This is a genomic window from Brevibacillus centrosporus, from assembly GCF_003710815.1.
GTDB lineage: Bacteria > Bacillota > Bacilli > Brevibacillales > Brevibacillaceae > Brevibacillus > Brevibacillus centrosporus.
On the sequence record NZ_RHHP01000011.1, the window covers coordinates 1 to 20,546 of the forward strand.

Sequence of the window (20,546 nt, forward strand, 5' to 3'; positions counted from 1 at the left end):
AGTTTTCAAAGAGCATTTTGTCCAGCGGTCTCAACCGCGGAATTTCATAATATCAAATCGAGAAAAACAAGTCAACAACTTTTTTAATCTCATTTGATTTTTTCTGCCACACTTTACTTCATTTGTGGGCAGAAACTTACTATAGCATGTAGTAACCAGTAAATCAAGAGTTATTTCTCAATCAACCAGATATACATGGTGCGGTCGGCGAGACTCGAACTCGCACGGGTCGCCCCGCCACCCCCTCAAGATGGTGTGTCTGCCAATTCCACCACGACCGCATGAAAAAACGTCTCAGGAGAGGTTCGAACTCCCGACCGTCCGCTTAGAAGGCGGATGCTCTATCCAGCTGAGCTACTGAGACATATATTGTTATTTGAAAATGGGGCGATCGATGGGACTTGAACCCACGAGTGCCGGAGCCACAATCCGGTGCGTTAACCCCTTCGCCACGACCGCCATAATGAGTATAAGAATTCTTTGGCAGGGGCAGTAGGAATTGAACCCACACCAAAGGTTTTGGAGACCTTCGTTCTACCTTTAAACTATGCCCCTATGGTAGCGGTGGAGGGAATCGAACCCCCGACCTTTCGGGTATGAACCGAACGCTCTAACCAGCTGAGCTACGCCGCCACAATATTATAGGCTAAATGGCGGAGGGAGCAGGATTCGAACCCGCGTGAGCTTTCACTCTAACGGTTTTCAAGACCGCCCCGTTATGACCACTTCGGTATCCCTCCGCAAAAAAAAATGGAGCGGGTGATGGGAATCGAACCCACGCGACCAGCTTGGAAGGCTGGAGTTCTACCATTGAACTACACCCGCAAAAATATGGTGCCGGTGAAGGGACTTGAACCCCCACGGTTTCCCTCACGATTTTGAGTCGCGCGCGTCTGCCATTCCGCCACACCGGCTTATCAAGTTGTAAAACATGGTCGGGAAGACAGGATTCGAACCTGCGACCCCTTGGTCCCAAGCCAAGTACTCTACCAAGCTGAGCTACTTCCCGACTATATCCTTTTCACTTTAGATGAAAAGTGGCGTGCCCTGAGAGATTCGAACTCCCGACCTTTTGATTCGTAGTCAAACGCTCTATCCAGCTGAGCTAAGGGCACATGTGGAGCGGACGAAGGGTCTCGAACCCTCGACCTTCGCCTTGGCAAGGCGACGCTCTACCAATTGAGCTACGTCCGCATGTGATTTGTAGTTGTTGGGGTTGTTTGGTGCGGTCGAGAGGACTTGAACCTCCACGGTGTTGCCACCACTAGAACCTGAATCTAGCGCGTCTGCCAATTCCGCCACGACCGCATGTAAAGTTGTGAAAACTGGTGAGCCATGAAGGACTCGAACCTTCGACCCTCTGATTAAAAGTCAGATGCTCTACCAACTGAGCTAATGGCTCATGCAAATGGCTGGGGTACTAGGATTTGAACCTAGGAATGACGGAGTCAAAGTCCGTTGCCTTACCGCTTGGCTATACCCCAACAGCCAAGTATAAAACTGGTGGGGAGAGACGGATTCGAACCGCCGAACCCAGAGGGAGCAGATTTACAGTCTGCCGCGTTTAGCCACTTCGCTATCTCCCCAGCTTGTCCTTGTAAAAGGTTACCCATACGCTGTCAATGCCATTCGGACATTTTCAGCTTGTGTAAGGTGGTGCCGGCAATAGGACTTGAACCCACAACCCCCTGATTACAAGTCAGGTGCTCTACCAATTGAGCTATACCGGCATTTATGAAAGTCTAAATGGTGGCTCGGGACGGAATCGAACCGCCGACACGAGGATTTTCAGTCCTCTGCTCTACCGACTGAGCTACCGAGCCTCAAGCATTTGGCAAACACTTGCCGCTCGAGTAAACCAGCCATTTTAGAAATGGCGGAGCTGACGGGACTCGAACCCGCGACCTCCGGTGTGACAGACCGGCGTGAACTCCAACTTCACCACAGCTCCATGTTTGGATGATTTCATTATCAAAAGTGGTGGAGGCTGACGGGATCGAACCGCCGACCCTCTGCTTGTAAGGCAGATGCTCTCCCAGCTGAGCTAAGCCTCCACAATTCCCTACAAAGTAACGGTATGCTCTGCAGCAATTACTTTGCGGGTGCCCCAACATCTAGTGTGGGTAATAGGTGACCCGTAGGGGATTCGAACCCCTGTATGACAGCGTGAAAGGCTGCTGTGTTAAACCGCTTCACCAACGGGCCAAATGTATGTACAATGGTGCTCCCGACAGGAATCGAACCTGCGACCTCTTCCTTACCATGGAAACGCTCTACCGACTGAGCTACAGGAGCGAAGATGGCTCCTCGGGACGGACTCGAACCGCCGACCGATCGGTTAACAGCCGATTGCTCTACCAACTGAGCTACCGAGGAATAATTCGATTTCCAGATCGAAGTCTATGTACAGAAATGGTGGAGCTGAACGGGATCGAACCGATGACCTCCTGCTTGCAAGGCAGGCGCTCTCCCAACTGAGCTACAGCCCCATAACGGGTATAAGTGGTGGGCCTAGGCTGACTCGAACAGCCGACCTCACGCTTATCAGGCGTGCGCTCTAACCAACTGAGCTATAGGCCCGTGTTCCCCTTGGAACTATAATCTAGCATATAATTTTGTTCATTGCAATAGAATTTCTAAAACTTTTTTTCCTGAATTGTAAATCTTTCTATTAAGCTTACCAAGCAGAATTATAAAGGCACTGCCCCTACCTAGGCAAGCAGTGCATTCGTATATAGTGTCACATATTTGCGCTTTTAAACCATCCACTTGGTTGGACGTTTCGTTCATGTTTTGTAACCATGCCACGGGGCCTTATAGAACTGAACGTTCAGTGATCGATGTTAATTCATATGATACCGGCACGCTGCTTTCCTACCACTCGATATGCCTTGGCAACGTCTGAGGAGAAGGCACCGCCTAGTTCAAACGGATGCCGTTTGCAGCTCTGCGCGCCCTTCCGCCGTTTGAACGCTTGCATGACGAGCACAGAACGATTGCGAACTGATAGTCTCTACGCAATTTCTTACATTCTTTCCCTTTCACATTCAGACTTTAGTCCGAAGCAGAAATCATTCTCTAGGTAAAGATCGATTTCAACCCCAAGACATTTCCAAACTCTCCCAATCATCCAGTACCTTTAAGACTATAACTAAGGGAATGGGGAATTTACGTGATAAAAGTGGCTCGAATGGATAAGAAAGTGGCCGTTACATTTTTTCAGGGGGAGAAATGGCTGGTCCTCACCGGATTACTCGGTTTCCTATTGGCGGCCGTGTGCGGGATTTGGGTGATGATTTACGGGGCTGTCGTGCTTCCAAAAGGAGATGTGCTGAAAGCATTTTCGTTCGATGCAGCTCTAGGTACTTTCCTGTTGTCCACTGCAGCCATTATGCCATTTGCCGCTCTGAGTAACACGAGTAGAGCAGTCTTTCGCTGGTCGTATATTCTCCTCGCGCTGTATGCATACTTTGCGGAAACCGTACAAAATTTTCGAGGTGTAGACCCGAGGTTCGTAAAGGGCGGCATAGATTTTGATGTCTGGGTAGGTTCCATTTTTACTTTTGTTGCTTTACTGCTGGTGCTGTTTTATCTGTTCGCAGCCATTCCGTTTTTCGGCAAAAAGGCTTATCGTTTACGTCCTGAACTTATAGTGGGGATTCGCTATGCCATGATTGCCGTTCTCTTTTCCTTTGCAGCAGGAGTCTGGATCTCCTTTAACGCAGGTCGTTACTTCGGTTTGCATGGGAACATCATTTGGCTGCATGGCCTCGGTTTTCATGCTCTCCAAGTCATCCCGTTTCTTGCTTGGATGTCGGAGTATACTCTGCTTCCACCTTCCGTACGAAAAGGACTGATCCATGGCTCCAGCATCGCATTCCTGCTTGGTTTGATCGCCATTGGGTGGCAAACCTACCTCGGGCTCCCCGTTTTAGAGTGGTCCGTAGCATCTATCCTGGCGTTACTCTGTTTTCTCATCACGTTTGCAGCTGGCTTACTCCTTTTAACGCAAATCAATGCAGTGTTGTGGGTCAAAAAGCAAGCGGAAGCAATATCGCACAGACAATAAATGTGAAAAAGCTTGCCCTCTACTGGGCAAGCTTTTTGTAACTTGAGGCACATTAAATATCGAGGTCACGCACACTAGCCGCAAATTGCTCAATGAACTCTCTGCGAGGCTCTACTTCATCGCCCATCAAAGTTTCAAACACACTGTCCGATTCCATGATGTCTTCCAGATTTACCTGCAGAAGGGTACGCATGGATGGGTCCATCGTTGTCTCCCACAGCTGGTCTGCATTCATCTCACCCAGCCCTTTGTAGCGCTGAATACTTGGCTTTGGAACCGTTTTGAGAGTGGCGAGAACTTCGTCGCGCTGCTGGTCCGTGTAGGCGTAGTGGAGCGTTTTGCCTTGTTTGATGCTATAAAGCGGTGGCTGTGCAATATAAATATAGCCCGCTTCGATCAGTTGTCTCATGTAGCGATAGAAGAACGTCAGTAGGAGCGTGCGAATGTGAGAACCGTCCACGTCGGCATCCGTCATGATGACGACTTTGTGGTAGCGCGCTTTGGAAATGTCAAAGTCCTCGCCTACACCCGTACCGAGTGCCGTAATGATCGCACGGATCTCGTTATTGGCCAAAATTTTGTCCAGTCGAGATTTTTCTACGTTCAATACTTTTCCGCGCAATGGCAGAATGGCTTGGAAGTGACGATCACGCCCCATTTTCGCAGATCCGCCCGCAGAGTCACCCTCTACGATGAACAGTTCGGATTCAGATGCATCCTTGGAGGAGCAATCCGCCAATTTACCCGGCAGAGCACTGACTTCCAATGCGCTCTTCCGTCTCGTCATCTCACGTGCTTTACGAGCTGCTTCACGAGCGCGAGAAGCCATCAAGGCTTTCTCAACGACTTTTTTGGCAACGCCAGGATTTTCTTCCATGAAGCTGTTGAAGCGATCCCCAAACACTGACTCGGTAATGCTCCGGGCTTCGGAGTTACCCAGCTTGGTTTTGGTTTGTCCTTCAAACTGCGGCTCCTGAATTTTTACCGAGATGATCGCCGTAATTCCTTCACGCACGTCATCGCCGGACAGGTTTGGATCCTTTTCCTTCAGGAAGTTGAACTTGCGGCTGTAGTCGTTAATCACACGAGTCAGCGCTGTTTTAAAGCCAGTCTCGTGCGTACCGCCTTCGTGTGTATTGATATTGTTCGCAAAGGAGTAAATATTGCTGAGGTAGCTGTCGTTGTACTGCAAAGCCACTTCTACCAGCAAACCTTCTTTTTCCCCTTCGCAATAAATGACCTCTTCGTGCAGAGCTCCCCTGTTTTTGTTCAGGTACTGTACGAACTGTACGATACCGCCCTCGTAGTGGAACGATTCTTCCCGCTCCTGCCCAGGACGCGCATCTCTGAGCGTGATTCGCAGACCTTTGTTGAGGAACGCCAGCTCACGAATGCGTTTTTGTAAAATATCGTACTCAAACACGGTCGTTTCGGTAAAGATAGTCGGGTCAGGCTTGAAGGTGACCTTGGTACCCGTCTCTTCTGTTGCGCCTACGATAGCCAAATCCGCTTCCGGCGCACCCATGAGAAAACGCATGTGGTACACGTTGCCGTTTTGCTTGACTTCAACTTCCATCCATTCGGACAGCGCGTTTACTACCGAACTACCAACCCCATGCAAACCACCAGATACCTTGTATCCGCCACCGCCAAACTTACCGCCGGCATGCAAGACAGTCAGAACCGTCTCAACCGTCGATTTTCCGGTCTTTTCATGAATACCCGTAGGAATCCCCCGGCCATTATCGGTTACCGCGATGGAGTTGTCCGGCTGAATGACTACCAAAATATTGTCACAATAACCGGCGAGTGCTTCGTCGATTGCATTGTCGACAATCTCCCATACCAGGTGATGCAAACCGCGGCTACTGGTCGACCCGATATACATCCCGGGACGTTTACGAACAGCCTCCAGCCCTTCCAGTACTTGAATCTGACTGGCATCGTAGTTTGTATCTTTTGTCGCTTGATCCACTAGTTAAGTCAACTCCTCCACTTCAGCTTGTGCAAAGGGAACCTGATCCAAGCTGTCCACGAACTGAGCGCGTCGCTTCAGCGTCAGAGAAGAAATAGGTGAACAGTATATGGCGTCCTGGGTGATCACATAGGATTTTGTTTCTTCCTCGCTATGATCGACTACCGTTTTGCGTTTCTCATTCAAGAAAGCCTTGTTGATTTTCGAGGATTTCATTGTCTGATGATCAAGAATGGAAATGACTTCCTTCGTGCTCACCACAGTATCTCCACCAATGTGTATAAACATTCCTGTTTCCCTACCTTTCCCCCGATATGCTCCCTTCCTTCACGTAGAAACGCGAGGCTTGCTGGAGAACCTGATGCTTTAAGCCTTCCACACCCGTGGTGCTTACAAACGTCTGTACGCGATCCTGGATGGTCTCGAGCAATAAGGTTTGCCGATGTTCATCCAGCTCTGATAAGACATCATCCAACAAAAGAACGGGGTACTCGCCCACTTCTTCTTTAATCAGCTCAATTTCTGCCAATTTGATGGACAGCGCACTGGTGCGTTGCTGCCCCTGCGAACCATACGTTTGCACATCCATGCCGTTCACTTTAAGTGAAAAGTCGTCACGATGTGGCCCGATCAGTGTGCTCCCGCGCATGATTTCCCGGTCGCGCACTTCTTCATAAGCAGCCAGCATGACATCTACTGCCTGTTCAGCTGCCAGTTCTTCTGTGACTGGCGAAGAATTTTCATAATGCAAAGAGAGCGTTTCCCTGCCGTCGGTAATGCCGGTGTGGATTTCGCGTGCCCACGTCTCCAGCTTCCGAATGAACTCAAAACGCTTCTTTAACAATTTTACCGCTAAATCGGCTAATTGGGTATTCCAAATTGCCAGCATTTCCAGAGAGTGGCTTTTTTTCATCGCCAAATCCTTTAAAAGCTGGTTTCGCTGCTGCAATACCTTGTTGTAATTGCTCAAATAATACAGATACGTCGGGGATACCTGGCCAATTTCCATGTCGATGAAACGTCTTCTTTGGGCAGGCGCTCCTTTGACGATAGACAAATCCTCCGGAGCAAACATAACGACATTCAGTGCCCCAACATAAGCACTCAGCTTTTGCTGCTCCATTCCGTTGATTTTGGCCCGCTTTCCCTTGGCTGTCAACTGCAGCTCCAAACGAACAGATCCGTAGCGACGAAGAACATCACTACGGATGGCTGCATAGTCGGCCTCCCATGCAATAAGCTCCTTGTCCCGGGGCGTGCGATGGGATTTGGCCAGGGCGAGTACGTATATGGACTCCAGTACGTTGGTTTTCCCCTGCGCATTGTTGCCAATGAAAAGCTGGATCGGGCCGTCAAACGATAAGGAAAGCGACTTGTAATTACGATAGTTGGTCAGCGAAAGGTTCTTGAGAAACAAGAATCACGCTCTCCTCTCAGCGGCTGACCACCTGATAGCGGCCAAATCCTTCGATCGCCACTTCATCTCCCGGGTACAGCTTGCGTCCGCGTCGATTGTCCAACTCATCGTTGATATGAATGGGAACTTCAGCGAGAAACGCTTTAGCCATGCCTCCCGTGTCAATGACGTCAGCCAGCTTTAAAAATTGCCCCAGGGTAATATATTCGGTCTTGATGGAAACCTCACGCATAGTAGGGCCCCTTTCTTTTACGTAAAAACGTCCTTTTACGAGAAAATGTCTAGTAGGTACGGACTGGCAAGATCAAATGGAGCATCCAGTCATGGTCAGTTGGACGAATGACAAATGGGCTCATCGGGCCGGTAAAGCTCGCTTTGATTTCGCTGCTGTCGATAGCGCGCAACGCATCGATCATGTACTTGGCGTTGAAGGAGATCTTCAGTTCTTCTCCGTTCATCGCTTTTGGTGCCAAAATGTCCGTTACTTTTCCGATCTCTGGAGCGTTGGAGGTAATTTCAACAGTGCCATCAGGGAGTGTAACCAGCTTCACCACGTTGGATTTTCCTTCGCGGGAGAGCAAGGAAGCGCGTTCGATGGACTGCAAAAATTCCTTCGTGCTTACCGTAATCTCGGTTTTGCTGCCTTGAGGAATGATCCGGGTCGTGTCCGGGTAAGTTCCCTCCAGCAAGCGGGAGTAGAACAGGATGTGCTTGGATTTCACCAGAATTTGGTTGTCGGCTACGACGATGTCAGCCGGATTTTGCTCGTCATCCAATATTTTTACCAGTTCGTTGCAACTTTTACCCGGTACGACAACGTTGTGGAAGGAAAGATCTTCACGGCATTCCACCATAGCAGTGCGACTGGCCAAGCGATGGCTGTCTGTTGCGACAAAACGCAGCTGGCCTTTTTCCAAAGACCACATCAGACCTGTCAAAATCGGACGCATTTCCGAAGTAGATACACCGAAAACGGTTTGTCGAATCATGGATTTCAGCAGATCACAGGGAACGCTGAATACTTTATCCTCTTCCAGATGCGGCAATTGCGGATATTCATTTGCATCCATGCCGTTGATCGTGAATTCAGCCTGACCGGAACGAATTTGCGTCACCAAGCGATCGTCTACGTTGATGTCAATTTCGTTGCTAGGCAGCTTGCGTACGATTTCGCTGAAAATACGAGCAGTCAAAACGATACTTCCTGGCTGATGGATCGTAACTCCCCATTCGCCTGCTTCTTCCAAAGGAATCTGAACCTCGATGGAAATATCAGAGTCACTGGCAGTCAGGGTCAATCCTTCGTCATCTGTTTTTATCTTGATCCCGGTCAAAATCGGAATTGTTGTGCGACTGGATACTGCTTTGCTGACATGTGAAACCGCGTTAGACAGCTTGTCTCGTTGAACGGTGATATGCATCAACGTAAGCCTCCCTCTCTCTAGCCATTTTTTTAAAGCTGTGCATAATGGCTACGCTATTATCATATCTTATTAGGATATATCTTTTTAACAGAAGTAGTAATAGGGCCTGTGGATTTGTGGATATGTGGATCCAACACGTAAAAGAGAGCCTATACACATGTGGGTAAGTTGTGTATAGGCTTTTTACGTTATGCACAGGTTTAATGATTTGCTTTTAGCTTTTCAATGAGCGATTGAATGGTCGTCTGCATTTGCGGATCATTCGCCAGTGCACGAGAGATTTTCTCATGGGCGTGGATCACGGTTGTATGGTCACGTCCACCGAATTCGTCACCGATTTTCGGCAACGACGCATCTGTCAGCTCTCTGGAGAGGTACATCGCGATTTGGCGCGGGAAAGCTACTGTTTTCGTCCGCTTTTTCGCTTTGAAATCCTCCAGCTTGAGGCTGAATGCTTCTCCAACGGCGCGTTGAATATCGATGATGGTGATCACGCGAGGGCGAGAAGACGGAATAATATCTTTCAGTGCTTCTGCTGCCAGCTGCGTATCAATATCGCGATTGATCAAGGACGAGTAAGCAACTACACGGATCAGGGCGCCTTCCAGTTCGCGAATGTTGCTATCGATCTGGTTGGCGATATAAGCCATGACCTCATTGGGAATGTCTAAGTTCTCCGCTTTTGCCTTTTTGCGCAAAATAGCAATCCGCGTTTCCAAATCAGGCGGCTGAATATCGGTAATCAAGCCCCATTCGAAGCGGGAACGCAGTCGGTCCTCCAGTGTCGGGATCTCCTTGGGAGGCCGGTCAGAGGAAATGATGATCTGCTTGCTTTCTTCATGAAGCGCGTTAAATGTATGAAAGAACTCTTCCTGCGTCGATTCTTTGCCTGCCAGAAACTGAATGTCGTCAATCAATAGAACATCTACGCTCCGGTACTTGTTGCGGAACTCTACGGCCTTGTTGTCCCGGATGGAGTTGATGAACTCGTTCGTAAATTTTTCAGACGACAAATAGACAACTTTAGCGGATGGATTGTGCTGGATGACATAATGGCCAATCGCGTGCATCAAGTGAGTCTTACCAAGTCCAACGCCCCCGTAAATAAAGAGGGGATTGTACGCTTTGGCAGGAGCTTCTGCAACAGCAAGGGACGCTGCATGCGCAAAACGGTTTCCTGACCCAATCACGAATGTGTCAAACGTATACTTTGGATTCAATATACTGGGCGGTTGATCGTCTGCTGCTGTGGGCGCGGCTGGTGCCTTCGCCCGTGGGACAGGCTGTTCATCGGCAAATGCGGCATCCGGATTTTGCAGGACGACGAATTTTACCTTCATATTGATACCAGTCACTTCATATAGTGTATCGGTGATCAATTGAGAGTACCTGGTTTCGAGCCAATCTCTGGCGAAGTCGTTCGGGGCCACTACGATCAATGCATCTTCTTCTAATGTAGTAGCCTTGGTCGCCTTCAGCCAGGTATCAAAACTGGGTTTGCTTAGCGATTTTTCTATCTTAGCCAGGACCTTGCGCCATAGCTCGCTAATCGCTGCATCCAACCAGAATCCCTCCTTTTGGGCAATCCGAATAATAAAATACGATTCTAGGAAATGAACATGAAAAATTGCAATTATCCGCGTATGTTTGACTCGGTTGTCAACACGGTCATAGGTAGTCGACTGTGGATAAAAAAAGTCGAAAAAAAGGGATTCCACTCGGAGAAGAGAAAAAAAGCAGACGCTTATCCGCACTCTTGTGGGTAACAACATACACACAGGGGGGAATCTGTCCACAAATTTATCCACATGCTGTGGAAAAGCCGATTGACCTATCGGAGTTATTCACGCTTCAAAACAAAAATATGATAACAGATATAAGGCTTGGCATCAATGGTTTTTTCATACTTATCCACAAACACAACCACTGGTGCTAATCACATATTCACATCTCAATATTTTGTGTACAAGCTGTAGATATTCTTGTCGAATTTTGTTTTTGTGGATAAAATGATATCCACAGGTAGAAAGTATGTTGGGAAATAGTCTTGTGGGGATATTTAACTTGGTAAGGAAATTCCACTGTCACTTGACTTTTTAGGCATATCTTTTTATAATGCGAAGGAATGTCTGTAAAGGCGGAGGTGTATACGCAATGAAACCATCTTTCAATCCTAACAACCGTAAGCGCAAAAAGGATCACGGATTCCGTAAGCGCATGAGCACGAAGAATGGCCGTAAAGTTTTGGCTGCTCGTCGTCAAAGAGGAAGAAAAGTTCTTTCCGCATAGGCCACACTTTCCGTGGCCTTTTTTGCTTTCTTAGGTGCCATAGAGGAAAACGCTCTAGGGAACCTTAATTCACTTGCTAAAGTCGGAAAATTCTTTGTTTCGATGAAAGAGGAAGTCCTGCTATTATGTTGAACCTTTTGGAAGGAAAATGATTACCTAGCTACCGAAAGGGTGAAACATTCAAGAGGGCAGGAAGGCCTTTTTGCGAAGAGGACAAAGAGTTTACTGGCTTTTTTTCATGTAGGGGACGGAACGTGTTTCTCTCTTTTTAGAAATTTCTTGTATTCGATCTGTAGAATCGGGAAAAAAGTGAACGAAACAAGGATATACTGGTAGATGCTGTTTGTGTTTTCTACTATAATTATGATGTTAGGGGTTGTTTACCTTGCATCGTTCACACCGGCTCAAAAAAAATGAGCAGTTTCAAGAAGTGTTTCAAAGAGGAAGTTCTGCTGCCAATAAGCAATTTGTCCTGTACACAGCCAAGCAGGAGGGACCAGCTGCTTTTCGTGCCGGAATTTCCGTCAGTAAAAAGATTGGCAACGCCGTTATTCGTAACAGGGTCAAGCGCCTTATTCGCGAAGCAGTCGCGCGTTTGGAAAAAAGGATTCCACAAGGACTGGATCTCGTTATCATTGCGCGTCCAGGTGTGGAGGCCATGTCGCTTGAAGCTATTGAACAGTCGCTCCTGCACGTGATGAAGAGAGCGAAGGTGATCAAGCAGGCACCCGTACATAATGGAAGAAAAGGGTGATTCGATGATTGCGAAGGTCATGGTTTGGTTGATTCGTGGGTACCAGCTGTTCATATCCCCGCTGAAGCCTCCTACATGCAGATTCGCGCCTACATGCTCTCACTACGCGATCGAATCGATTCGGAGATTTGGACCGTGGAGGGGAGGATGGCTGGCTCTTCGTCGCATCCTGAAATGCCATCCGTTTCACCCGGGCGGGTTTGATCCAGTCCCGGAAAACCACAAATAATCCATAACCTCATTCGAAGCGGGGAAAAGGAGGATCTTTCCTTGAGTAGACGTACCCTCAGCATCGTTATGCTGACCTTGCTGGTTCTCGTTTTGTCGGGCTGTAACCCTCAGACAGCTGCACCAATCGGCCCTGACGCAACCGGCATCTGGGACAAGTATTTGGTTTACCCCTTGTCCTGGTTGATTAAAGAAAGTGCTTTGATACTCGGCAACAACTACGGTCTGGGTATTCTGGTAGCGACGATCATTATCCGCCTGATTGTTCTTCCTTTGATGGTCAAGCAGATCAAGAGCTCCAAGAAAATGCAGGAGCTTCAACCGGAAATGCAAAAAATCCGTGAGAAGCACAAAAATGATCCGCAAAAGGCACAGCAAGAAACGATGGCGATCTTCCAGAAGAACGGTGTCAATCCTCTTGCAGGATGCTTGCCGATGCTGGTTCAAATGCCAATCCTGATCGCGTTCTACCACGCTATCATCCGGACGTCGGAAATCAAGTCTCAAACCTTCCTGTGGCTGACTCTGGGCGCAAAAGACCCGTACTATATTTTGCCGATTGTGGCAGCGATTACGACGTATTTGCAGTCCAAAATGATGGGACAGGCGAACCAAGGAAATCCGCAAATGCAAATGATGCTCGTAATGATGCCGCTGATGATCCTGGCGATCGCCGTCACATTGCCATCCGCACTGTCTCTGTATTGGGTATACGGTAACCTGTTTACCATTGTGCAAACCTATTTCCTGTACCGTGATAAAGGTAGTAAGCTTACTCCTAAGGAGGGAGCCTCCAAGTGAAAAAGGTGGTAGCTACGGCAAAAACGATAGACGATGCTGTGCAGAAAGCTTTACTGGAGTTGGGTGTACCTCGTGAAAAAGCGAGTGTCCGTGTATTGGAAGAACCGAGTCGCGGCCTTTTTGGACTGATCGGAACCAAGGACGCCAAAGTGGAAGTTGAATTTCATTTTGACCCCGTTGCCCAGGGACGTGAATTTCTTCAGGATGTGTTGTCCAACATGAAGGTGGATGCCAAAGTGGAACAACAATCGAATGAAGAAGGCGTACTGTTTGACATCCAGGGATCCAATCTAGGAATCATTATTGGCCGTAGGGGACAAACTCTTGATTCACTGCAGTATCTCGTAAACGTCGTAGCAAACCGTCATGCGGACAAGCACGTTCGCATCACGTTGGATGCAGAAAACTACCGGCTGCGCCGCAGGGAAACCCTGGAGCAGCTCGCGGATCGAGTAGCCAAAAAAGCCCTTTCTACCAGAAGAGATGTCCGTCTGGAGCCGATGTCAGCGGCAGAGCGCAAAGTCATACACGCCTTTTTGCAAAAACGCTCCGATGTCGTGACGTTCAGTGAAGGGGACGAACCCAATCGATATATTGTCATCGCACCGAAGGAAGCCTCTAAGTAGGCTTCCTTTTTTTGTCACGTTTCGAGGATTTTAGGTCAACTGGTGCTTTTCTCTGTCGTTTTTTGCGGACGTGTAGTAAACTTGTCCACAGTGGATAACCCCAAAAGCTGCGAGATGGTTGGAGTTCATGGAAAAAGACCATACTGTGGATAAGAACTTCGGCAAGCAACCTGGATGGCAGGGTTGCTTTTTCCTGTTGGAGGAGAGGCTACGCGTTCGGATGCACTTTCTTTTGGTATTTTTCGAGGCGATCTGGTAAGCTAGTAAGTTAGTGGCTGACTTGTTTTGATTGGAAAGCTTGAGGTGAACAGCATGAAATTCGATACAATAGCGGCGGTCGCGACACCGATGGGTGAGGGCGGAATTGCCGTGATCCGGGTAAGCGGACCGGAAGCGATCGAAGTTGTGGATAAGATATACAAAGGAAAAAACGAGTTGTCCACTGTGGACACACATACGATTCACTATGGACATTTGCATGATCCACAGACGGGGGGACTCGTAGAGGAAGTGCTCGTTTCCGTAATGAAGGCACCGCGCACGTTTACGCGAGAGGATGTCGTGGAAGTCAATTGCCACGGAGGAATCGTTTCTGTTGAGCGTGTGTTGGATTTGATATTGGAGAACGGCGCCAGATTGGCGGAGCCTGGAGAGTTTACGAAGCGGGCGTTTCTCAACGGACGGGTGGACTTATCCCAGGCGGAAGCCGTGATCGACTTGATTCGGGCAAAGACAGACCGCGCGATGAAGGTTGCATTAAATCAGGTAGAGGGGAAGCTCTCGCGTCTGATTCGCCAGCTGCGTCAAAATCTGATCGAAGCTATGGCGCATATCGAGGTGACTTTGGACTATCCGGAGCACGATGTTGAGGAATTTACGCAAAATTTCTTGCGTGGCAAGTGCGAAGAGGTCAAAGCAGAGATCAAACGGCTTTTGCAGACGGCGAAACAAGGGAAAATCTTGCGTGAGGGACTCTCTACGGCTATTATCGGGCGTCCGAATGTAGGGAAATCCTCGCTTTTGAATAGTCTGGTGCAAGAGGAAAAAGCGATTGTAACGGATGTCGCTGGAACGACGCGTGATGTGATTGAAGAGTATGTCAATGTACGCGGCGTGCCTTTGCGTTTGATCGATACAGCCGGGATTCGTGATACCGAGGATATTGTAGAAAAAATTGGTGTGGAGAAATCCAGACAGTTATTGCAAAAAGCAGACCTCGTGCTGCTTGTTCTCAATTATAATGAACCATTGAGTGCAGATGATTACGCCATCTTTGAGGCGGCGAAAGGCTTTTCTGTCATCGTAATCGTCAACAAGTTTGACTTGCCGCAAAAGATTGATTTAGAAGAAATTAAACGTCATTTCCCGCAGCAGCCGTTGATTATGACATCGGCAAGGCAGGAGACGGGAATCGAGCTTTTGGAGCAGGCGATCAGCGATATCTTCTTCAGTGGCCGCGTCCAGCAGGATGATTTGACGTATGTGAGCAATGCGCGCCATATCCATCTTTTAAGACAGGCAGAACAGGCGATGGACGAAGCATTGAGTGGCATAGATGGGCTGATGCCTGTTGATATGATTCAAATCGATATCAAAAAAGCGTGGGAGCTGCTGGGAGAAGTCATCGGGGAGAGTGTCGGTGAAGACTTGATCGACCAGATCTTCTCACAGTTTTGTCTCGGCAAATAGGAAATCCGAGGAGGAGGAAAATAAAGTGAACGCTGTACCTATGTATGAAGCTGGCTCGTTTGACGTCATCGTGATTGGGGCTGGTCATGCGGGGTGTGAAGCGGCATTGGCAGCGGCCCGAATGGGTTGTAGTACTTTGCTGTTAACCATCAATTTGGATGCTGTCGCTTTTATGCCATGTAACCCATCCGTTGGCGGTCCTGCGAAAGGGCATGTCGTGCGTGAAATCGATGCGCTGGGCGGAGAAATGGGGCGCAATACGGATAAAACGCACATTCAAATGCGGATGCTGAATACGGGGAAAGGACCTGCTGTACACGCATTGCGCGCGCAGGCAGATAAATTTGCCTACCAGCACGAAATGAAGCATACGATCGAAAATACACCGAATCTGCTGCTGCGTCAGGCCATGGTTGAAGAGCTGATCGTCAACGATGGAGTCTGCGAAGGGGTCGTGACCCAAACAGGGGCGCGTTATAAAGCCAAGTCAGTCGTTTTGACGACGGGTACGTATCTGCGCGGAAAAATCATTCTGGGTGACCTCCAGTATGAGAGCGGTCCGAACAACATGCGTCCTTCCATCCGTTTGGCGCATCATTTAAAAGAGCTCGGCTTTGAGATGACACGTTTCAAAACTGGGACACCACCACGTGTGCATAAAAACAGTATCGATTTTACGAAAATGGAAATCCAGCCTGGCGACGAGATTCCGCGTGCGTTTTCCTATGAAACGACGGAGTTTATCACGGATCAATTGCCTTGCTGGCTGACTTATACTAACGAGCAAACGCATGAGCTGATCAATGGCAACCTGCATCGTGCCCCTATGTACTCGGGGATGATCGAAGGAACAGGACCGCGTTATTGCCCGTCTATCGAGGATAAGGTCGTTCGTTTCAACGACAAGCCGCGCCACCAGATCTTCCTGGAGCCAGAAGGTCGCAATACAGAGGAAATGTACGTGCAAGGCTTGTCTACCAGCTTGCCTGAAGACGTGCAGCTCTCGATGCTTCGCTCGATGACGGGGATGGAAGAAGTTAAAATGATGCGGCCAGGCTATGCCATTGAGTACGATTCGGTGGTGCCTACACAGCTGTGGCCATCTTTAGAAACAAAAGTTTTGCCGGGCCTCTTTACCGCAGGACAAATCAACGGGACATCCGGCTATGAGGAAGCGGCTGGTCAAGGCTTGATGGCGGGAATCAATGCAGCTCGCCGTGTGCAGGACAAACCACCTGTCGTTTTGGGGCGTGAAGAAGCTTACATCGGGGTACTGATCGATGATTTGGTCACAAAGGGAACCCATGAGCCATATCGTTTGCTCACATCCCGTGCCGAATATCGTTTGCTTTTGCGCCACGACAATGCGGATCTGCGTTTGACAGACATTGGGTACGAGATCGGTCTGATCAACGAAGATCGCTATAACCGTTTCAATGCGAAGCGGCAGCTGATTGAACAGGAAAAAGAGCGCGTGAACAATACGCGTGTTCGTCCGGATATGGAGCATGTTCAAGAAATACTGCGTGCAGCTGGTTCACCTGAACTGACCGAGGTAATCGAGCTCGCACAGCTGCTGCGCCGTCCGGAATTGACCTACAGCCACATCGCTCAAATGATGCCTCCTGCTGAGCCGTTGCCAGAGGATGTAGCCGAGCAGGTAGAAATTCAGATCAAATACGATGGCTACATCAAAAAGTCGCTCCAGCAAGTAGAGCGGATGAAAAAGATGGAGGAGCGCCGGATTCCGGAAAATCTGGACTACCATCAAATTTCAGGTATGTCAAAAGAAGCGCGTGAAAACATGTCGCGAATCCGTCCATTAAATATCGGTCAAGGTGCGCGGATCGCGGGAGTAACGCCAGCAGATATTTCTGTGCTGATGGTATATTTGGAGCAGTACAATCGCGTAGGCGCGGCGGAGTAAGGAGAATAAGCAAATGACGAAAGAGCAGTTCGCTGAGGCGCTGGCCGCTAAAGGCATTGTATTGACGGAGCGTCAAATGACTCAGTTTGATCAGTTTTTTCACCTGCTGGTCGAATGGAATGAAAAAATGAACCTGACAGGTATTACGGAAGAGGGACAGGTGTATAACAAGCATTTCTATGATTCCATTACACCGGCGTTCTATTTCCCTTTTGATAAGGCAGTGACTGTGGTGGATATCGGAGGGGGAGCGGGCTTTCCTAGCATCCCTCTCAAGATTTGCTTCCCGCATCTGAAAATGACGATCATCGACTCCTTGAACAAGCGAATGAACTTTTTGCAGCATGTGGCGAGCGAGCTGGGGCTGGAGAATGTGAATCCTGTCCATGGTCGGGCAGAAGAGCGCGGACAGGAGCCAGCACATCGGGAGAAATACGATCTCGTCGTCGCGAGAGCAGTAGCGCGAATGAATTTGTTGTCTGAGTTTTGTCTGCCATTTGCAAAGGTTGGAGGGCATTTTGTCGCTCTCAAAGGCGCTGAGATGACGCTCGAGCTAAATGAAGCGAAGAAGGCGATCAAAACTCTGGGTGGCAAGACGCGTAAGGTAGAAACCTTCCAACTGATGGAGGAAGCTGGCGAGCGGAACATCGTCGTTGTGGAAAAGGTGGAGGCTACGCCAAAGTCTTACCCACGCAAAGCAGGAATCCCTGCGAAGAAACCAATCGTGTAACAAAATTAGGTCGTAGCCTAGGTGCTGCGGCCTTTTTTTATTCGGATTTTTCCATTCAGGTTGAAGCAGAGGAAGTGGTGAGCTACTCCCTCCACAAGGGCATGTCTTTTGCTCTTATCGCATATACATACAAGTAACTTTTTCACTGAGCGATGCCTTTTGAGAGGGTGAACATATATGGAAAATGTCCAAGCTCTCCTTTTTCCACAGGAGCTGCCGACGATCCTGTTGCGATTATTCTTGGCGTTTTTGGCCGGAGCAATCATGGGATGGGAGAGAGAACGGTTTATTAAAGACGTGAGCCGGACAAGAGGAGCTGGATTTCGTACCTATAGCCTAGTTTGCTTTGGCTCCTGTCTGTTTGGGCTTGCTTCGATCTACGGGTTTTCGTCAAGTGGGGTTAATCAGGATCCGGGGAGGGTGGCCGCACAGGTTGTCACGGGAATGGGCTTTTTAGGAGCGGGTGCGATCATCAAATACAATGGGTCTGTCAAAGGGCTTACTACAGCTGCAGGAATGTGGGTAGCGTCGGCCATTGGTCTGATGTTCAGTGCGGGGATGTATATTACAGCCATCGTGGCTGCGTTTTTTGCTTACTTAACACTAGATTTCCACAGATTATTTCCAAAGCTTTTTCACGCCACTAAAGTTTCACATTTTACCGAAGACCATTTAGAGGAGGAAGAAGTGCAGAGCAGGCGCGGAAAGCGTGTTTGCTATGACGATGACCACGACTGATGTTTCACGTGAAACGTTTTTCATTAGCAGGAATTGGGCGAAACTTGCAGAATTACAATTAGAAAAGAAACGTATGTAGGAATGGTCGCAGAACGTATGTAGGACAATAGTTTTTTTGCCATTGCAGAAAAGAGCTTTAAGCGTCTTTTCGTCTAGGGCCGAGGAACCTTTTCATATGGAAAAGGAAGGGCAGGCAGCATTCACCAAGTTACAAGGTCACAGTTATCCCATTACCAGCCTTGGAAAAGGCAGGGAGGTCTATGATCGCATTATTTTTTTATGCAAGCACGAATCTGTCTACCCGATGTATCGAAGGAAGGATCGTTTTTCGAGAAAGGGAGAGTAAAGATATCGTGCCTTTTGGATGGAATGTGGTTGCTGCAAAGGGAGTTGTCTTTCATGAGCTGGACAAGCAGTCGTTACGATGACAACCTGGCTCGTGTTCCCCATGCTACAGGGTGATATCGAAAAGAGGGGAAAGCTCACTGAAATGGCTTTGGTTTCTTTGTTTCAAACAAACAAGAATACACCCAAGGTTTCCGGCAAAAACCAATGATTGGAATGAAATAGCAAGGATGGAACGGGTAGAAGTGGGGGATTTTCTATGGCAGTGAAGGATTCATTTTCTCGAATTTTCGGGTTGACCGACAAAACAGACAACGAGGAAATCAGACAAATACCGGTTGAGGAGATCGTGCCGAATCCTTATCAGCCTCGCACGGTTTTTGATGATGAGAGAATTGATGAGTTGTGTCAAACCATTCGAACTCATGGATTGATTCAGCCGATCGTTGTGCGGGTAAGAGACGGTCAATATGAATTGATTGCGGGAGAACGTCGTTTGCGTGCAACGAAAAAGTTGGGCATGGAACGAATTCCAGCGATCGTAAAAGAGTTCAATGACGCGCAAACTGCATCGATTGCTTTAATTGAAAACTTGCAGCGAGAAGGATTGACTGCTATTGAAGAAGCGGTTGCCTATCAAAAGCTGATCGATCTGCACAGTCTGACGCAGGAGAGTCTGGCGCAGCGGTTGGGAAAAGGACAGTCTACGATTGCCAATAAGCTCCGTTTGCTTCATTTGCCACAAGAAATCCAGGACGCATTGTTGGCCAGGCAGGTAACAGAGCGTCACGCACGTGCGTTGATTCCATTAAAACAAACAGAACTGCAAGTGAAGGTTCTACAGGAAATTCTTGAGCGGGAATGGAACGTGAAGCAAACAGAAGTGAGGGTCAAACAGCTTCTGGAGGCAGAGGAAAATCCGAAAAAGGAAAAAGAAGCGAAGCCAAAATGGAAGGCGTTCTCCAGAGATGCGCGAATTGCGATCAATACCGTTCGCCAATCCATTGATATGGTTTTGCAAACAGGACTTTCCCTTGAGACAGACGAGGAAGATCACGACGAGTTTTATCAGTTTACGATTCGGATTCCTAAAAATAAAGATACAAACAAGTAAGTCGAACCCGAATAGAACGGTTTTTACCCCGAGCAAAGAGGGGAGTGAACGGTGGCAAACAAGCCGCCGTTCTTTTTGAACGTGTAGGAATTCATAATCGTAAACGCTTATGAATTCCGGAGCGCATGGCGAAGTGCCTCAGCGTCCGCTTCTGGCATTCCTTCGGTAAAACTTCCCGCTAAAACGCGGTCGCTCCTCCATAAGAAGGCCTCGATAGAGGTTTTCTTATCGTATAAGAACTCATCAGAGGGCGGCACGAGGCATTGACTCGGCATCGGCTTTTGCAACTCGTTCGTTAACACTATTGATAGTGCGCAGTAAAATTCTCCTGGATCAGGCTTCGCTAGGGGTCCTTTTGCCCTGAAACGTTAACGATGTACAGCGTGCAAGGACGGGAATTTACTGCTTTCTCGTTTACAA

Annotated in this window: 17 protein-coding genes and 24 tRNA genes; 11 read left to right on the plus strand and 30 right to left on the minus strand. The window is 48.5% G+C overall.

The window, feature by feature from the left end; genetic code table 11:
* Positions 1-196 precede the first annotated feature (196 nt).
* The 24 genes from EDM55_RS11665 to EDM55_RS11780 form a co-directional block, all read right to left on the minus strand.
* A tRNA-Leu gene (locus EDM55_RS11665) sits at positions 197-281 on the minus strand.
* A gap of 9 nt (positions 282-290) precedes the next feature.
* A tRNA-Arg gene (locus EDM55_RS11670) sits at positions 291-364 on the minus strand.
* Positions 365-383: 19 nt separating this feature from the next.
* Positions 384-459 (minus strand) — tRNA-His (locus EDM55_RS11675).
* Positions 460-481: 22 nt separating this feature from the next.
* A tRNA-Trp gene (locus EDM55_RS11680) sits at positions 482-555 on the minus strand.
* 1 nt (position 556) lies between these two features.
* A tRNA-Met gene (locus EDM55_RS11685) sits at positions 557-633 on the minus strand.
* 18 nt (positions 634-651) lie between these two features.
* A tRNA-Ser gene (locus tag EDM55_RS11690) sits at positions 652-740 on the minus strand.
* Positions 741-751: 11 nt separating this feature from the next.
* Positions 752-825 (minus strand) — tRNA-Gly (locus tag EDM55_RS11695).
* Between the two features lie 7 nt (positions 826-832).
* Positions 833-914 (minus strand) — tRNA-Leu (locus tag EDM55_RS11700).
* 18 nt (positions 915-932) lie between these two features.
* A tRNA-Pro gene (locus tag EDM55_RS11705) sits at positions 933-1,009 on the minus strand.
* Between the two features lie 29 nt (positions 1,010-1,038).
* Positions 1,039-1,115, minus strand: a tRNA-Arg gene (locus EDM55_RS11710).
* Positions 1,116-1,118: 3 nt separating this feature from the next.
* Positions 1,119-1,194: transfer RNA gene (locus tag EDM55_RS11715), tRNA-Gly, on the minus strand.
* A 27-nt stretch (positions 1,195-1,221) separates the two neighbouring features.
* Positions 1,222-1,308, minus strand: a tRNA-Leu gene (locus tag EDM55_RS11720).
* A gap of 18 nt (positions 1,309-1,326) precedes the next feature.
* Positions 1,327-1,402, minus strand: a tRNA-Lys gene (locus EDM55_RS11725).
* 7 nt (positions 1,403-1,409) lie between these two features.
* Positions 1,410-1,484: transfer RNA gene (locus EDM55_RS11730), tRNA-Gln, on the minus strand.
* Positions 1,485-1,501: 17 nt separating this feature from the next.
* Positions 1,502-1,586: transfer RNA gene (locus EDM55_RS11735), tRNA-Tyr, on the minus strand.
* 68 nt (positions 1,587-1,654) lie between these two features.
* A tRNA-Thr gene (locus EDM55_RS11740) sits at positions 1,655-1,730 on the minus strand.
* 17 nt (positions 1,731-1,747) lie between these two features.
* Positions 1,748-1,823 (minus strand) — tRNA-Phe (locus tag EDM55_RS11745).
* Positions 1,824-1,874: 51 nt separating this feature from the next.
* Positions 1,875-1,951 (minus strand) — tRNA-Asp (locus EDM55_RS11750).
* 27 nt (positions 1,952-1,978) lie between these two features.
* A tRNA-Val gene (locus tag EDM55_RS11755) sits at positions 1,979-2,054 on the minus strand.
* A 77-nt stretch (positions 2,055-2,131) separates the two neighbouring features.
* A tRNA-Glu gene (locus tag EDM55_RS11760) sits at positions 2,132-2,205 on the minus strand.
* Between the two features lie 14 nt (positions 2,206-2,219).
* A tRNA-Thr gene (locus tag EDM55_RS11765) sits at positions 2,220-2,295 on the minus strand.
* Positions 2,296-2,300: 5 nt separating this feature from the next.
* A tRNA-Asn gene (locus EDM55_RS11770) sits at positions 2,301-2,376 on the minus strand.
* Positions 2,377-2,413: 37 nt separating this feature from the next.
* Positions 2,414-2,489: transfer RNA gene (locus tag EDM55_RS11775), tRNA-Ala, on the minus strand.
* Positions 2,490-2,503: 14 nt separating this feature from the next.
* A tRNA-Ile gene (locus EDM55_RS11780) sits at positions 2,504-2,580 on the minus strand.
* A gap of 610 nt (positions 2,581-3,190) precedes the next feature.
* Here EDM55_RS11780 and EDM55_RS11785 point away from each other — a divergent pair.
* Positions 3,191-4,069: a hypothetical protein gene (locus EDM55_RS11785; RefSeq protein ID WP_122960433.1), complete on the plus strand. Its 879-nt coding sequence runs from the start codon at positions 3,191-3,193 to the stop codon at positions 4,067-4,069.
* A gap of 52 nt (positions 4,070-4,121) precedes the next feature.
* Here the strand turns inward: EDM55_RS11785 and gyrB are convergent, their stop codons facing one another.
* From gyrB to dnaA, 6 genes are all read right to left on the minus strand, one after another.
* Positions 4,122-6,044: a DNA topoisomerase (ATP-hydrolyzing) subunit B gene (gyrB, locus tag EDM55_RS11790; protein ID WP_092271082.1), complete on the minus strand. Its 1,923-nt coding sequence runs from the start codon at positions 6,042-6,044 to the stop codon at positions 4,122-4,124.
* Positions 6,045-6,047: 3 nt separating this feature from the next.
* Complete coding sequence (remB, locus tag EDM55_RS11795) at positions 6,048-6,332, minus strand: extracellular matrix regulator RemB (protein ID WP_092271085.1); 285 nt, start codon at positions 6,330-6,332, stop codon at positions 6,048-6,050.
* 10 nt (positions 6,333-6,342) lie between these two features.
* Positions 6,343-7,461, minus strand: coding sequence for a DNA replication/repair protein RecF (gene recF, locus EDM55_RS11800; RefSeq protein WP_092271088.1), 1,119 nt, complete (start codon positions 7,459-7,461; stop codon positions 6,343-6,345).
* Positions 7,462-7,477: 16 nt separating this feature from the next.
* A complete protein-coding gene (gene rlbA, locus EDM55_RS11805) occupies positions 7,478-7,693 on the minus strand; it encodes a ribosome maturation protein RlbA (RefSeq protein WP_092271091.1) in 216 nt (71 codons plus the stop codon).
* 49 nt (positions 7,694-7,742) lie between these two features.
* The gene (dnaN, locus tag EDM55_RS11810) at positions 7,743-8,882 is read right to left on the minus strand and encodes a DNA polymerase III subunit beta (RefSeq protein WP_092271094.1); all 1,140 of its coding nucleotides are present in this window, start codon (positions 8,880-8,882) and stop codon (positions 7,743-7,745) included.
* 203 nt (positions 8,883-9,085) lie between these two features.
* Positions 9,086-10,447 carry a chromosomal replication initiator protein DnaA gene (dnaA, locus tag EDM55_RS11815; RefSeq protein ID WP_122960434.1) on the minus strand — a complete coding sequence of 454 codons (1,362 nt, stop codon included), beginning with the start codon at positions 10,445-10,447 and terminating at the stop codon, positions 9,086-9,088.
* 592 nt (positions 10,448-11,039) lie between these two features.
* Here dnaA and rpmH point away from each other — a divergent pair.
* From rpmH to noc, 10 genes are all read left to right on the plus strand, one after another.
* On the plus strand, positions 11,040-11,174 hold the full coding sequence (gene rpmH, locus EDM55_RS11820) for a 50S ribosomal protein L34 (protein ID WP_092271100.1): 135 nt from the start codon (positions 11,040-11,042) through the stop codon (positions 11,172-11,174).
* 385 nt (positions 11,175-11,559) lie between these two features.
* On the plus strand, positions 11,560-11,928 hold the full coding sequence (rnpA, locus tag EDM55_RS11825) for a ribonuclease P protein component (RefSeq protein ID WP_092271103.1): 369 nt from the start codon (positions 11,560-11,562) through the stop codon (positions 11,926-11,928).
* Between the two features lie 4 nt (positions 11,929-11,932).
* The gene (gene yidD / locus EDM55_RS11830; protein WP_092271940.1) at positions 11,933-12,157 is read left to right on the plus strand and encodes a membrane protein insertion efficiency factor YidD; all 225 of its coding nucleotides are present in this window, start codon (positions 11,933-11,935) and stop codon (positions 12,155-12,157) included.
* A 41-nt stretch (positions 12,158-12,198) separates the two neighbouring features.
* On the plus strand, positions 12,199-12,957 hold the full coding sequence (yidC, locus tag EDM55_RS11835; RefSeq protein WP_092271106.1) for a membrane protein insertase YidC: 759 nt from the start codon (positions 12,199-12,201) through the stop codon (positions 12,955-12,957).
* Positions 12,954-13,583, plus strand: coding sequence for an RNA-binding cell elongation regulator Jag/EloR (jag, locus tag EDM55_RS11840; RefSeq protein ID WP_092271109.1), 630 nt, complete (start codon positions 12,954-12,956; stop codon positions 13,581-13,583). Before yidC ends, jag begins: the two co-directional genes overlap by 4 nt.
* 312 nt (positions 13,584-13,895) lie before the next feature.
* Positions 13,896-15,272: a tRNA uridine-5-carboxymethylaminomethyl(34) synthesis GTPase MnmE gene (mnmE, locus tag EDM55_RS11845; protein ID WP_092271112.1), complete on the plus strand. Its 1,377-nt coding sequence runs from the start codon at positions 13,896-13,898 to the stop codon at positions 15,270-15,272.
* 25 nt (positions 15,273-15,297) lie between these two features.
* Positions 15,298-17,199, plus strand: a complete 1,902-nt coding sequence (gene mnmG, locus EDM55_RS11850) for a tRNA uridine-5-carboxymethylaminomethyl(34) synthesis enzyme MnmG (protein ID WP_092271115.1) — start codon at positions 15,298-15,300, stop codon at positions 17,197-17,199.
* A gap of 13 nt (positions 17,200-17,212) precedes the next feature.
* Complete coding sequence (gene rsmG / locus EDM55_RS11855; RefSeq protein WP_092271118.1) at positions 17,213-17,929, plus strand: 16S rRNA (guanine(527)-N(7))-methyltransferase RsmG; 717 nt, start codon at positions 17,213-17,215, stop codon at positions 17,927-17,929.
* A gap of 177 nt (positions 17,930-18,106) precedes the next feature.
* Positions 18,107-18,667 (plus strand): MgtC/SapB family protein, encoded by a 561-nt coding sequence (locus EDM55_RS11860; protein WP_092271121.1) that lies wholly within the window; start codon positions 18,107-18,109, stop codon positions 18,665-18,667.
* A gap of 604 nt (positions 18,668-19,271) precedes the next feature.
* Positions 19,272-20,126, plus strand: coding sequence for a nucleoid occlusion protein (gene noc / locus EDM55_RS11865; RefSeq protein ID WP_092271124.1), 855 nt, complete (start codon positions 19,272-19,274; stop codon positions 20,124-20,126).
* Positions 20,127-20,546 lie beyond the last annotated feature (420 nt).